The organism is Paraburkholderia sp. CNPSo 3272 (genome assembly GCF_024206495.1).
Lineage (GTDB): Bacteria > Pseudomonadota > Gammaproteobacteria > Burkholderiales > Burkholderiaceae > Paraburkholderia.
The window spans coordinates 14,735-29,351 of sequence record NZ_JAMBPQ010000019.1 but is presented as its reverse complement, the minus strand read 5'-3'; the positions used below and the strand labels follow the sequence as shown (position 1 = coordinate 29,351).

The window sequence follows — 14,617 nt, the reverse complement described above, 5'->3', positions numbered from 1 at the left end:
TACGGTTCCGTATGAATGTATCGTTCACATGCCCGGGTAACGGGGACATGAAGAATCGACACCGTGCCCGCGTGCAGAAAGCAGGTTGATAATGCCGACACGGCCTATTAGCTGCTCTGATGCCCCGGAAAAATGGACCTCAAGCAAATCCAGTACTTCATCGCGCTCTTCGAGGACGGCTCGGTCACGCGCGCCGCCAAGCGGCTGAACATCGTCCAGCCCGCGCTCAGCATGCAGATCGCGAAGCTCGAAGACGAACTGCATCAGCAGCTCTTCGAGCGCGGCGCACACGGCATGGCGCCGACCGCCGCGGGACGGCTGATGTACCGCCTGTTTTTACCGATCGTGCGCGACCTTGCCCACGCGCGGCAGCAACTCGTGCAGCGCGACGAAGTGGTGACGGGGCATGTCGGCATCGGGCTGATCGCATCGGTGACGGAAAGCGTGCTCGCGGATGCGCTGTCGCGCTTTCACGCGCGTTACCCCGATGTCGAAGTCACCGTCGCCGATGGCTACAGCGCAACCTTCATCGACTGGGTGGCGGGCGGGCAGCTCGATGCCGCCATCATCAACAAGCCGCGAGCGCGCCTTTCCCTCGACTCGCGAGCGCTGCTCGACGAAGAGATGGTGCTGGCCACCAGCGCGGCACATGGGCCGGATCTGCCGCACGCAATCGAGCTCGCGCAACTGCCCGAACTCGAACTGGTGCTGCCGACGAAGCGCCACGGCCTGCGCGGCGTGCTGGACAGCGCCGCGCAGCACGAAGACGTTCTGCTTGCGCCGCGCTTCGAGATCGATGTGCTGTCGACCATTCTCAAGCTCGTCGAGCACACGCGATTCGCGACGATCCTGCCGCGCATCGTCGTCGAGCGGGCGGCGCGTCACGGCACCCTGCGAGCGTGCCCGATCCTCGCGCCTCGTATCGTGCGGCACATTGTGTGCGTGAGCCATCCGCGCCGCCCGTTGAGCGCGGCGGCGGAAGCACTGATCGAGGTCATCGGCGACGAGTTGCACCGCGCGTCGAACATGTCGGGCGACGAGCCCTCACACCCCAACAAGGAACGTTCAGCATGAACGCACGAAACTGGATTGCCGCGGATTGGCTCGGCACACCCAAAGAAGCGATCGAAAAAGCCAACGACACCGTCATGCCGGCCGGCGTTGCGGACCGGACCACGCCGTTGCGGTGACTGGCAGGGAGACGAGTCAATGGACAGCGTGGACCTCGAAGTCCTGAAGAGCAGCGCGCGATGGCTGGCAGACGGGCATCGCGTGCTGCTGGTGACGGTGGTGAAGACATGGGGATCGTCGCCGCGTCCCGCAGGCGCGATGCTCGCCGTGCGCGCCGATGGGCATGTGGTCGGGTCGGTGTCGGGCGGATGCATCGAAGACGATCTGATCGATCGCGTGCGGCAGCGAGGCATCGAACAGGAAAGGCCGCAGGCGTTGAAGTACGGCGTGAGCGCGCAAGAGGCGCATCGCTTCGGCCTGCCTTGTGGCGGCACCATTCAACTCGTGCTGGAGCCGTTGACGGCTGGGAGCGGTATCGCCGAGCTGTGCGCAGCGGTGGAGGCAGGCAGGCTCGTCGCGCGCACGCTCGACATGGCGACGGGCGCTGCGCGACTCGAACCCGCGCAGGCGACGGACGGCGTCCTCTTCGACGGGACGACGCTGCTGACCGTCCATGGGCCCCGTTACCGGATGCTGGTGATCGGCGCGGGACAGTTGTCGCGCTATCTGTGCAGCGTTGCGGTGGGGCTGGATTATCAGGTCACGGTGTGCGATCCGCGCGAGGAATATACGGACGAGTGGAACGTGCCGGGCACGACCGTCGTTCGCGCCATGCCCGACGACACCGTGATGGACATGAAGCTCGACGAACGCTGTGCGGTGATCGCGCTGACGCACGATCCGAAGCTCGACGATCTCGCGCTGATGGAAGCGCTGAAAACACCCGCGTTCTATGTGGGTGCGCTCGGTTCGCGTCGCAATAACGCGGCGCGGCGCAAGCGCTTGAAGGAGTTCGATCTCGACGACGAAGAACTCGCGCGCCTGCACGGACCGGTGGGCATCTACATCGGCAGCCGGACGCCGCCGGAGATCGCCCTGTCGATACTGGCCGAATTGACGGCCGCGAAAAATGGCGTGTCGTTGCCGGAACTGCTACGGGTCGAAGGCGCCATGGCGGCACGGGAGATGGCGAGCGACGCGGCGGGCTGCGGCGCCTTGTAGGCAGAGCAGAAACTTCCCTTAACCCCGAACGCGCAACCCTCGCCCAGATTCGTTTCTACCCCGCGTTATCCCCAGGATTGCAACGAACTTAACTTTTGCAAAACCCCTGCTTGTTTAACATCGCCCCATCGATCAGGACCGGCGCGGCGATGACTGGGTCGAGCGCCTCGCGGATCGCGCACAAGCGCGCTCCGAACAACGGCACGCGGCGAGGACGCAATGACAACACCTTTGGAAACTGATGCGGACGCCCTGCGCGCGTTCAGCAACAGCGCAGTAACGCGCGATGGCAGCGCGGCCACGCTCAGGAACGCGGATACCGATGCGACCTGGCGGCGCATTACGCTGCGGCTCATCGGCGCGGTCCAAATGCCGGGTGTCATGCTGCGAGACCTGCTCGCCAGGATCGTGGAAGGCGCGAAGCCAGCCGGCCGCCGGCGGCAATCGATTCGCCGGTTGTCGCGAGCGACGTGGAGCGGGCCCCGTCGCAAGCCGACGAAGCGCTGACGCACACAACGTTATGGCCGCGCGTGCGTGGTTTCCTGAGACCCGGTGACGTGATCATCGGCGAGGCCGGCACCACGCATGCAGCGCTCGTCTCGCTGAGCCTGCCGGCCGCCGCAAGCTACATCGCGGCGCCGACCTGGGGCGCCGTGGGGCTACACGATCGAGCGGCTGATTCTGGGCGCACGATCCGCCTACAACGATGTCGACAACTGGCGTTACGCGGAGTTACCCCGTGCGTTCAATCGCCGCGACAACACACTATCGTTCGTTGTGCAAACGGTTGGCGACCTGGAGGCTGCGCTCACGCAGGCGGAAACAGCCGACCAGCTCGTCTTTATCGAACTGGTGCTGCCGACGATGGACGCACCCGCGCTATTGAAACAGTTCGCCGGTCGACTGGCCGACTTCGATTACGGCGAGCGAGGCCCGAGAAACCCATTGCCGGCAGTCGCGCAGGTCAGCGAGTCGGTTGGAAGCGCCCGCGAGCGCAACCGCGTTGTGGACGAGTCAGCATGAAAGGCATTGCAAACCGCAACGATGTGCTTGCCTCGAAGCGCAGTGGCTACCGGTAGACCTCGCGCGGCATAGTCGCTCAGCTCAGGCAACGGCCCCGTTGCCCGGCGCCTTCGACTTTCCGTGGTCTTCGATGATGCCGACCAGAGCGTCCAGATCGGCCGGCTTGACCAGGTAATGGTCGATACCGGCGTCGGCGGCGAGATGGCGATGGTCCTCCTGGCTGTAGCCGCTTATTGCAATGATCAGGCTGGGTGGCAACGATTCGTCCGCACGCACACGTTGCGCAACCTCAAAGCCGGTCATGCCAGGCAACCCGATGTCGAGCAGAATCACTTCTGGCAGAAATGCCCTCGCCTGCACGAGGGCCGTAGGTCCATCCGGCGCACGCTGAACCTGATGCCCATGTATGCGCAGAAATGCTTCGAGGCTTTCCGCTGTCGCGGCCATGTCGTCGACAATCAGGACGCGCACACCGCGCGCGCGTCGGATCGGCACCACGTTCGTCCGCGTTTCGGCCGACTGCTGAACGACGCGCGCAGGCAAGCGGACGGTAAACCGGCTACCTTTTCCGCAGCCTTCGCTCTCGCAGTGAACAGTCCCTCCGTGCATCTCCGTCAGGTGGCGAACCAGCGTCAGCCCGATGCCAAGGCCGCCCTGCGCGCGGTCCAGCGAGTTCTCTCCCTGCGCAAAGAGTTCGAAGATGCGTGGCATGAACGCCGGATCGATGCCCTCGCCCTCGTCGGTGACTACAATGGAGGCCGTTGCACCGTCGAAATTCGTCGAGATATATACGCGCGCCCCGGGCGGCGTAAATTTCGACGCGTTATTGAGCAGATTCGCAACGATCTGCGACAGCCTGACAATGTCGCCGTCGATGACAACTTCGACGTCCGACGTTTCACGTATCAACGTCTGCGATCGTCTGGTGTAGTTCGGTCCGCTCGTCTCGACAGCCCGGTCGATGACACTCGAAAGAAGCACAGGCTCCGTGCGGAGTGTGACGACGCCGCGAGCAATTCGTGAAACATCGAGCAGATCGTCCACGATTCTCACGAGATGCTCCGCCTGCGTTCCGATAATATCGCTTGCCCATCGCAGCACCTGGGCGTCCGTTGGCGCGGCACTTCGCATGACTGCGACAGCGTTGACGATGGGCGCGAGCGGATTGCGCAGTTCATGTGCAAGCATCGCCAGAAATTCGCTTTTGCGCCGGTCGCCATCCCGGATCGCAGAAAAGAGAAAGGCGTTCTCGAGGGCGATCGCGGCGCGGCCCACAAACTCGCGCGTTACCTGTGAGTCGTCAGTGCGTGCGTTCGAGCGGTGACTTCCGAACACGATGGCGCAGGGATGCGCCGTGTCCGCGAGTAAGGGCAACGCGGTCATGTCATCGAGAGCGAGGTGCATCTCGCTGCTGGTACCGTCATCGTGGATGGATGCCAGCACGGGAGCTCCGTTGATCTGGCGGTTCGTTGGCCGCCCCGTCGACAGTGTTTCCTCGATCAGGGCGTCGAGCGCCTGCAGGGGCAGCGTCCGGAGTTGCAGTACACCGTCCGACCCGTAGTGGGCGTCAGCGCACGCCGAGTTCGCCACGCATGCAACGCATTTCGGCGCCAGCCCCTCCCCACCGATCAATACGAGCACCGCCACGTCGGCAAGCGCGGGTACGGCCAGTTCGACGATCTTCGCGATAGTCGCGTCGACTTCCAGTGAGCGAGTGAGCGCCTGACCCGCGCGAGCGAGAAAATCCGCCCGGTGCCGCGCCGTTTCGGCGGCGGCGCGCTGCGCTTCCGCTTTCGCAAGCTCCTCGCGTTCAGCTGCACGTGCGAGCAACTGATTGCGCATCCGGTACATATCGACAAAGACACGGACCTTCGCCCGAAGTATTTCGGGAACAACCGGCGAGGAGATATAGTCAACGGCTCCAAGCGAATAGCCGCGCGACATCTCCTTGTCGTCGACGTACGCTGTAATGAAAATGATCGGCGTTCGCATGGTTCGGCGGTACGTACGCATCATCGATGCGGTCTCGAGGCCGTCCATGCCGGGCATGTTAACGTCAAGCAGGATGACTGCGAATTCCTGCTCGAGTACGGCCGCAAGTGCGGCGCGTCCAGACGAAACCGTCACGATGTTCTCGCCGAGCTCCTCGAGAACGCTGCGAAGAACGAGGTGCTGCTCGGGAACATCGTCCACGACCAGGATGTTCACCTGTCCCCCGTCTTCCCGCGGATACGTTTGCATGGCCAGCTCCTACGGATGAAGCCACGCGTTCAGGACGGCAAGCAGATCGCCGCGATCCACCGGCTTTGAGAGGTAGTCCCACGCGCCTGCTGCAATGCACCGTTCGCGGTCGCCCTTCATTGCCTTGGCGGTGACGGCAACGATCGGCAAGGTTCGCCCCGCTGGCAGCTTGCGCAGCTCGCGTATTGTCATGAGGCCATCCATCTCGGGCATCATGATATCCATCAGCACGGCGTCGATTGCCGGGTCTGTTGCGACAAGGCGGATCGCGTCGCGTCCGTTGTCCGCCCAAACATGGCGCATTCCGTAGTCTTCGACGACCGTCGCGAGCGCGAATATGTTGCGCATGTCGTCGTCGACGATCAGCACTTTTTTGCCGTGCAGCGCGAGTTCCGACTCCATCAGGCTGTCGAGTTCCGCCTGTGCTTCTTTGCCGAGTCGGGACGATCCCACGTGGACGGCGGCGACCGTCGTGTCCAGCAGACGCTCCGGGGTTGATACCGGAATGACAACGTACCGCTCGGCTGCTCGCAGCCAATGTGCCGGTATTGCTGTCCTTTCGCCGATCAGGACGACCGGCAGCGGCGAGAAGGCGGTGCGCCCGGACAGCGCCTCATGCAGCTGGTCAGGCGACACGCCGGTCATTCCGTCGACGTCCACCAACAGTGCGTCCGCCGGCTGCGAAGCGAGGCGGCTCAACATTTCTTCACCCGGCGCGGCCGACTCCAGCGCTATCCGGTCGCTCGCCAGGCGCTGCAAAAGCGTTTCGCGCTGCGGCGTTGGCGCCAGCGCAACCAGCAGCCGGCGAGCGTCGGCTTGCACGTACTTCATCAGGCGCCCCAACGCTTCGTCGAGTTGCTCGCGCGACTGGATCGGCTTGGGCAGAAAGCCAAAGGCGCCGGAACTGAACGCGCGCTCGCGCGACTCGTCCGTGGAGATCACGCAAACGGGCGTATGACGGGTCGCAAGATCGTGCTTCAGGCGAGACAGCACGCGCCAGCCTTCCATATCGGGCAGGAACAGGTCCAACGTAATGGCATCGGGCTTGAACTGATCTGCAAGCGTCAACGCCACGGAACCCAACGGCGTGACGAGGCCTTTGAAGCCCATTTCACGCGCTGCATCGAGCAAAAACTCGGCGAAGGGACGGTCGTTCTCGACGATCAACAGCACGCGATCGCCCCGCGCGATGCTGCCTCGATCATCCTGCGTATCGTCCACGAGATTCCCGGCCTCCTCCACCGCAGTTGTGACAAGCTCACGCACGGCGGCGTCACGGGCCGCCTGCAAATGCGCTTGCGAACGCGGTAGGGGCATCGAACTGTGCGGCTCGTCATGGTTGACTGTTCTGCGTACTGGCTTGCCGGATTCGTCCCCATAGGGCAGGTACAAGGTGAAAGTGCTGCCCTTGTTAGGCGAGCTAATCAGCCGAATTTCCCCGCCTAGTAGCTTGGACAGCTCGCGGCTGATTGCGAGACCAAGACCTGTGCCCCCGTACTTGCGGCTCGTGCTGCCGTCGGCTTGCTGGAATGCCTCGAAAATGATCTGCTGCTTTTCCGCGGAGATACCGATGCCGGTGTCGGACACGGAAAACGCAATGACCTGATGCGCTCGATTCAGACTCTCGTTGTCGATTGTCCAGCCATCGAAGGCTTCTTCGATCGATAACGTGACGTGCCCTTCGTGAGTGAATTTGAACGCGTTGGAAAGCAGGTTCTTGAGGATCTGCTGCAGGCGCTTCGGATCGGTATGGAGAGACACGGGCAGTTGTGTGCCCGTATGGATCATGAAGTCGACCTTGCGGGCTTCGGCGACATGACGGAACGTGCGCTCGACGTACACGGTGAGATCTTCAATGCGATGCTCGGTGATGTCCACGACCACCGTGCCCGACTCGATCTTCGAAAGGTCGAGGATGTCATTAATGAGCATCAACAGGTCGTTACCAGACGAGTGAATGGTTTTCGCGAAATCGACCTGTTTTGACGAGAGGTTGCCATCCGCGTTCTTGCACAGATTGTCCGAAAGGATTAGCAGACTGTTCAGCGGCGTGCGAAGTTCGTGAGACATGTTGGCAAGAAACTCGGACTTGTATTTCGAGGTCAGCGCCAGCTGGCTTGCTTTTTCTTCGAGCGCCTGGCGCGCCTGCTCCACTTCGGCGTTCTTGCGTTCGACTTCTTCGTTCTGGTGCGCGAGAAGGTGTGCTTTTTCCTGCAACTGCTGGTTGGTTTGCTGAAGCTCCTCCTGCCGGCTCTGCAATTCGTTGGCGAGCGTTTGGGACTGCTTCAAAAGGTCCTCAGTGCGGGAATTCGCTTCGATCGTGTTGATCACAATGCCGATACTTTCGGTGAGCTGATCGAGAAATGCCTGATGCGTGGGGTTGAATCGCTCGACCGACGCAAGCTCGATCACGCCCTTGACCTTGGCCTCGAACACGACAGGCAGCACCAGCACATTGTGAGGCGTCGCGCTGAGCAACCCCGACATGATCCGGAACGGCTCCGTTGCGGGCGGCTCCAGAAGTATCTTGCGTCTTTCGACCGCGCACTGGCCGATCAAACCCTCCCCAGGCTGGATCTGCTTGCCATGCGTAGCGCGTCCGCCCGAGGCGTAGCTCGCGGTGAGGCGAAGCGATGACGGGCTGGTAGCCGTATCGAGCACGTAGAATTCTGCCCGATGGACGCCCACCACGGGAGCCAGTTCCGAAAGGATCAGCTCGCCCACCGCAACAAGGTCTTTCTGGCCCTGCAACATCCGGCTGAATTTGGCGAGGTTCGTTTTCAGCCAGTCCTGCTCCGTATTGACCTGCGTGGTGTCCTTCAGGTTACGGATCATTTCGTTGATCGTGTCCTTGAGCGCGGCCACCTCACCCTGCGCCTCCACGGTAATGGAGCGTGTCAGATCGCCCTGCGTCACCGCGGTCGCGACTTCGGCAATCGCGCGCACCTGGGTCGTGAGGTTCGCGGCAAGCTGGTTGACGTTTTCGGTGAGCCCCTTCCAGGTGCCCGAGGCGCCGGGCACCTTGGCCTGGCCACCCAGCTTGCCCTCCACGCCCACCTCGCGCGCCACCGTGGTCACCTGATCCGCGAAGGTCGCGAGCGTGTCGGTCATGCTGTTGATGGTGTCGGCGAGCGCTGCGATCTCGCCTTTTGCTTCGACGGTCAGCTTGCGGTCAAGATCTCCGTTTGCCACCGCTGTCACGACCCGGGCGATGCCGCGCACCTGACTCGTCAGGTTGCCCGCCATGAAATTCACGTTGTCGGTGAGGTCCTTCCATGTTCCAGCCACGCCTTGCACATCGGCCTGGCCACCGAGCTTGCCCTCCGTTCCGACTTCCCGCGCGACGCGTGTCACCTCCGAAGCAAAAGAGCGCAACTGATCGACCATCGTATTGATGGTGTTTTTGAGCTCGAGGATCTCGCCTTTTACGTCGACCGTGATTTTTTTGGAGAGATCGCCGGCCGCAACTGCCTTGGTCACATCCGCGATGTTGCGAACCTGGCTCGTGAGATTTCCCGCCATGAAATTCACGTTGTCCGTCAGGTCCTTCCACGTACCGGCTACGCCTTGTACATCCGCCTGACCGCCGAGCTTGCCGAGCGTGCCGACTTCGCGCGCCACGCGCGTGACTTCCGAAGCGAAGGAGCCAAGCTGGTCGACCATCGTGTTGATGGTATTTTTCAGTTCGAGGATTTCGCCCTTGACGTCCACCGTGATTTTCTTTGACAGGTCACCGGCTGCCACAGCCTTGGTCACGTCCGCAATGTTGCGCACCTGGCTCGTGAGGTTGCCCGCCATGAAGTTCACGTTGTCGGTCAAATCCTTCCAGGTGCCGGCCACGCCCTGCACGTCGGCCTGACCGCCGAGCTTGCCCTCCGTGCCGACCTCGCGCGCCACGCGCGTCACTTCGGAGGCAAAAGAGCGCAGCTGGTCCACCATCGTATTGATCGTGTCCTTCAGTTCGAGAATCTCGCCTTTTACGTCAACGGTGATCTTCCTCGACAGGTCACCCGCGGCGACAGCTGTCGTTACGTCCGCAATATTTCGAACCTGCGCGGTGAGATTGCTGCCCATCGAATTCACCGAGTCGGTCAGGTCTTTCCACGTACCCGCCACCCCCTGCACATTCGCCTGGCCGCCAAGCTTGCCGTCGGTGCCGACTTCGCGCGCCACGCGCGTCACTTCCGAGGCGAACGAACCAAGCTGGTCCACCATGGTATTGATGGTGTTCTTGAGTTCGAGGATTTCGCCCTTCACGTCCACCGTGATCTTCTTCGACAGATCCCCGGCTGCAACGGCAGTGGTCACCTCGGCGATGTTGCGGACCTGCGCGGTGAGGTTGCTGCCCATCGAGTTCACCGAGTCGGTCAGGTCCTTCCACGTGCCGGCCACGCCCTGCACGTCGGCCTGACCGCCGAGCTTGCCTTCCGTGCCGACTTCGCGGGCGACACGCGTCACCTCGGATGCGAATGAACGCAACTGGTCCACCATCGTATTGATGGTGTTCTTGAGCTCGAGAATCTCGCCCTTCACGTCCACCGTAATCTTTTTCGACAGATCGCCTGCGGCGACTGCGGTGGTCACCCCTGCAATGTTGCGCACCTGCGCGGTTAGGTTGCTGCCCATCGAATTGACCGAGTCGGTCAGGTCCTTCCACGTGCCGGCCACGCCCTGCACGTCGGCCTGTCCGCCGAGCTTGCCTTCGGTGCCAACCTCACGGGCGACACGCGTCACCTCCGAGGCGAACGAACGCAGCTGATCCACCATCGTGTTGATTGTGTTCTTCAGCTCGAGGATTTCGCCTTTGACGTCAACTGTAATTTTCTTCGAGAGGTCGCCGGCAGCCACGGCCTTCGTGACCTCCGCGATATTGCGGACCTGACTTGTCAGGTTACCCGCCATAAAGTTGACGTTGTCGGTGAGATCCTTCCACGTGCCGGCGACCCCCTGGACATCCGCCTGCCCCCCCAGCCGACCTTCCGTACCGACTTCGCGGGCGACACGCGTCACCTCTGACGCGAAGGAGCGAAGCTGGTCGACCATCGTGTTGATCGTATTCTTCAGTTCGAGAATTTCGCCCTTTACGTCGACCGTGATCTTCTTCGACAGATCGCCAGCGGCGACAGCCATGGTCACTTCTGCGATATTGCGCACCTGACTGGTCAGGTTGCCCGCCATGAAATTGACGGAGTCAGTCAAGTCCTTCCAGGTGCCTGCCACGCCCTGGACGTCAGCCTGCCCGCCAAGCTTGCCTTCAGTGCCCACCTCGCGCGCCACGCGCGTGACCTCTGCCGCGAAAGTGCCCAACTGTTCAACCATCGTGTTGATCGTGCGCGCCGTGCGGAGAAATTCCCCCTGCAACGCGCGGCCATCGGCTTCGAGTGCCATGTTTTTCGAGAGGTCACCCTGCGCCACAGCGCCGATCACGCGGGCGACCTCACTCGTGGGGTGGACCAGATCTGCGATGAGCGAGTTGACGGCATCTACCGATTCGCGCCAGAAACCGCGGGCGGCCGGCAATGCTGCACGTTCGTTGAGGCGCCCTTCCTTTCCGACGACCCGGCTCAGACGCGCGAGTTCTTCCGACATGCGTACGTTCTGGGCGACAAGTTCATTGAACACCTGCGCCAGCCTGCCATGCAGACCCGACCAATCAGGCGGCAGCTCGGCCGTTTCACCATCCTTGAGTGAGCTCAGTGCGAGCAGCACGGTCTTTGTGCGCTCGGTGGCGGGTTCGCCACGCTGGATGATCGCATTGACGTTTGCAGCATGATCGAGCCAGAAGCCGTCGAGGGCCTCGACAGCCAGGCGCCGGCCGGTGTCGCCTGGCGTGTGCACGGACAGATCACTCGCCACGTCCCGGACCTGAACCGAGATCCTTCCGCATTGAGCAGCAAGCAGATTGAATTCCGCCGCGACTTCCCCTGACGTGCCCGCCCAGTGGTCAGGCAACCGCACAGAGGGATCACCGCGCCGGAAGGCTGCCAGCGTGCTGGCAATTCGCTCAAGGTTGTTGTCTTGCGCCGCCATCGTCGTAACCGCAGGAGCGTCCATTATTCACCTCAAGCCCATGAAAGAGGGGAAGCCGACGCCGCCGGTCCAGATCCAGTCGACGGGATCCCGGGCCGCTCTTGAGCGACCGCGGGCCAGGGCGAAATGAAAGATTGGGACGCACGGGGAGCGCAATCCGCCCGACAGCAAAACGCGTACCCGCAGCTGGCAGTCAGCGGGGGGCGCTGGGTGGATATCCGGGAAACCTAAGCGCGACCGGCATGCAAAAGGAGTGGTGGGTGACGGAGGACCTCTTCGCGGACCCACCCGCGCCCGGCACCCTGTCGCCCCGTCAGGCGTTTTTACTCATGCAGGCTTGTAGAAAATCGCCATGTATGTGCCTGGGATGGTCGCCCCTGGAACCCGGGCTCGCGTTGAAGAGGTTACTGCACGCGGCACTGATCGTCGTTGATCAGGGCTTCGGCAGCAACCAGCGCGTCCGGTCCCGTCCTGCCATTCACGCCGGACGTGGGTTCGGTTCGGGCAGCCGATCCCACGCGAGAGTCTTCACTCCGTCGACATTCAAGACATCAGAGCGCGAGCTGTAGTTACAGTATCCTTACGGCGGGCAGTATCGCAAAGTCAACGACTATCTCGGTCGCAATCCCGTAAGCGGGTCGTTGAGCAGGTCAGCACGAAATTCGGTTTCATACGAAGGGGGAACGGCATTGACCTTCGAGTGCCATACAACCTTTCGACTGCACAGCGCAAACGGGTTGAGGGGTGACGTGTGGTCGAAGGCAAGCTATCTTTCACACACGACGGCCGACAGGACGAGTGGCATGACCTCCTTCACTGTCGCCGGGCTTCCAGTTTCGCGAATGCGGTCGCTAACCGCCTCTTTCCCTGCCATGACGACAACGCCATAGACCGGGTGGGACACATCACCTCCGCCGCTCTCTGCGAACATCTCATCGTTCGGCGAAAAGCCAAAGACAGCCCGGACTTTGAAGCCGAGTGCGGTCAAGTTCTGATTCGGCCTCAGTCGATACGCGTTGACCGAGTTGCTCGCCACTTCCATCGGTACTGGATCGATTTCCTTTTCTTCGACCAACTGCTCAATGAAGTCATGGGCTCCGATATGGCAGTCCAGCCTGCCACCAATCTCTTTTGCGTGACTCACAGTCGAGACGATGGCGAAACCGACAACAACACGTCGGAGCACAAGAGAGGCTTTCCCGTGTCGCAATGCGAGTCTCCAGGAAACGGTGCTGCGGCGCAGCGTTGGATCTGCAGAAGTTCATCCGGATCACACGCGGGATCCGGATCCCGTTGAGTTGGCTCTTACGCTGCGAAGTCTCGCGCCGGCTACACCCGCTCGATAGACTCTTCCCCACCCACCGCGGCCTCACATTGAGGTTGGCGAGGCAGTCGCCGGCGTTCGCGCGCCAGCCGGGATTCTCTCGGTGCCATATCGAATAGCGTGAACGCCTCCACGGAGATCATTGCCGATCCGTTAGGCGGGACGGGCCGCTCGGCGGGGCGAAATACGGCGTCTCCGCGTCTAATTGCTCGTTTCGACACAACGCACACTCCCGACACCCTCGCGGTACGCCGACGCCAACGCTGCTCGCCATAGTGGCATCGCCCCGGCTCCACCCAGCGGATAAGAAGTGTGTTTTCAAAGTGTTCGAGAATTTCGACCCGGACTCGTGCAACGTCTTCTGCAGCGTACTCTCTCGTCCTCATTGGATGCTCCATGAATTAAGCCGGTTAGCTGATTCGCGTGCCCTCCCGCATGGGTCCTGCCAATCACCCCGCAGCGGGAAATCGCGTGTTGGTACAGGTTGGAGCCGATTAACGCCGGGAACACGAGGCCAATCTGGACCCGCATGAACGCGAAAGTCACACGCACACAATGCCTTCAGTGGACAGCGTGACATGACAGCGACTCTACGTTGCAAGAGGTGAGTCGGTCCATTGCACAATGGTTTATCGAAACTTCGTACCGAGGTACGAGTGTCAGTTCATATGTAATCCAAAGTGTAATAGCGACTACGCATGGACTGCCTTATATTCACTCGCAGGCGTAAGCCTTCCTGCGCTTAGTGAGCGGCATCGACCCGGCGACCACACGGTCTATGGTGGGCGCCGTCGCCGATCCCAAGCGTCAACACCCCTTCTCTCGCCACATGTCTCCAGCCAACGACGAGGCCAGCCCTCAATCAAACATTCCCCTGCTGCGTCGCCGCCCGGTCATCCTGTTTCTCTGTACCTGCATATGCATTCTGATCGGAACCGGCCTCGCACTGTTCCGATACTTCGGCGTCGGTGGATCGACCGATTACTCGAATCACGCTGTTCTCTTTCAAGACTCCGACCTGCGTCTACCCTCGAACCTGGTAGGCAATACCGGACGCATTCGTGTCGTGCACTTCTGGGACCCTGACTGCGCAAGCTGTAACGAGAATACCGACGCCCACTTGAACTATCTCATCACGATGTTCAGAGGCGCGAATATTGACTTCTACAGCGTGCGCAAGCCCGGTACTCGCGGCGAGTTACCAACCTTCCTGCGAGGCAAGCTCAAAGCGTTATCGGAAATCCAGGGAATGGAGCATATAGCAGCCAGCCCCGCGATCGCCATCTGGGCCGCGGACGGAAAACTTGCCTACGCGGGACCCTACAGCAACGGCCTTGTCTGCAGCTCGGCCAACAGTTTTGTGGAGCCGATCCTGGATAGGCTTGTTGCCGGGCAACACGTCGAACCCTCACCAATAGTGGCAGTCGGCTGCTATTGCCCGTGGAATACAATCCCCGGCCAGCAGCTATAGAAACGGATCGTTTATCGCACTAACGACAGGCGGTGCCCCTGCTCGCGTTCTGGGAGTGCGGCAAAAACAAGCTCATAGAGGCTGTACGACGTTGACCTGTCGACGAGGCGCCCGGGCAAATTCCATCGCGCGATACCAGCCGGAACTAAGGAAAGCTAAACGACTTCCGGGGCGACGTGATCCGGCTTGTCTTTGGATACCCGTAGTGTCCAGCGGCGTGCGCCCCAACGCTCGTCGGACTATGTGGCAATGCGAAGCAACGGCTGCAGCCGCACGATCCTTTGGAGGTACGCACG

Annotated in this window: 8 protein-coding genes and 1 pseudogene; 5 read left to right on the top strand and 4 right to left on the bottom strand. The window is 61.6% G+C overall.

Annotated elements, in window-relative coordinates; all coding sequences use genetic code 11:
* Positions 1-132 precede the first annotated feature (132 nt).
* From M3I53_RS22260 to M3I53_RS22245, 4 genes are all read left to right on the top strand, one after another.
* Positions 133-1,074, top strand: coding sequence for a LysR family transcriptional regulator (locus M3I53_RS22260; RefSeq protein WP_254318015.1), 942 nt, complete (start codon positions 133-135; stop codon positions 1,072-1,074).
* A 135-nt stretch (positions 1,075-1,209) separates the two neighbouring features.
* Positions 1,210-2,232, top strand: a complete 1,023-nt coding sequence (locus M3I53_RS22255) for an XdhC family protein (protein ID WP_254318014.1) — start codon at positions 1,210-1,212, stop codon at positions 2,230-2,232.
* 219 nt (positions 2,233-2,451) lie between these two features.
* Positions 2,452-2,739, top strand: a complete 288-nt coding sequence (locus M3I53_RS22250) for a hypothetical protein (protein ID WP_254318013.1) — start codon at positions 2,452-2,454, stop codon at positions 2,737-2,739.
* A 270-nt stretch (positions 2,740-3,009) separates the two neighbouring features.
* On the top strand, positions 3,010-3,255 hold the full coding sequence (locus tag M3I53_RS22245) for a hypothetical protein (protein ID WP_254318012.1): 246 nt from the start codon (positions 3,010-3,012) through the stop codon (positions 3,253-3,255).
* Between the two features lie 81 nt (positions 3,256-3,336).
* Here the strand turns inward: M3I53_RS22245 and M3I53_RS22240 are convergent, their stop codons facing one another.
* The 4 genes and pseudogenes from M3I53_RS22240 to M3I53_RS22225 all read right to left on the bottom strand — a co-directional run.
* Entirely contained in the window at positions 3,337-5,496 is a 2,160-nt protein-coding gene (locus tag M3I53_RS22240) for a response regulator (RefSeq protein ID WP_254318011.1), read from the bottom strand.
* A 9-nt stretch (positions 5,497-5,505) separates the two neighbouring features.
* Positions 5,506-11,550, bottom strand: a complete 6,045-nt coding sequence (locus M3I53_RS22235) for a HAMP domain-containing protein (RefSeq protein ID WP_254318010.1) — start codon at positions 11,548-11,550, stop codon at positions 5,506-5,508.
* 742 nt (positions 11,551-12,292) lie between these two features.
* Positions 12,293-12,736, bottom strand: coding sequence for a hypothetical protein (locus tag M3I53_RS22230; protein ID WP_254318009.1), 444 nt, complete (start codon positions 12,734-12,736; stop codon positions 12,293-12,295).
* Positions 12,737-12,978: 242 nt separating this feature from the next.
* Positions 12,979-13,236 (bottom strand): annotated as a pseudogene (locus tag M3I53_RS22225) (DUF3331 domain-containing protein); the annotation flags it as partial.
* 359 nt (positions 13,237-13,595) lie between these two features.
* On the opposite strand from M3I53_RS22225, the gene M3I53_RS22220 reads away from it, so the two are divergent.
* Entirely contained in the window at positions 13,596-14,321 is a 726-nt protein-coding gene (locus M3I53_RS22220; protein ID WP_254318008.1) for a DUF6436 domain-containing protein, read from the top strand.
* The last annotated feature ends 296 nt before the right edge of the window (positions 14,322-14,617 follow it).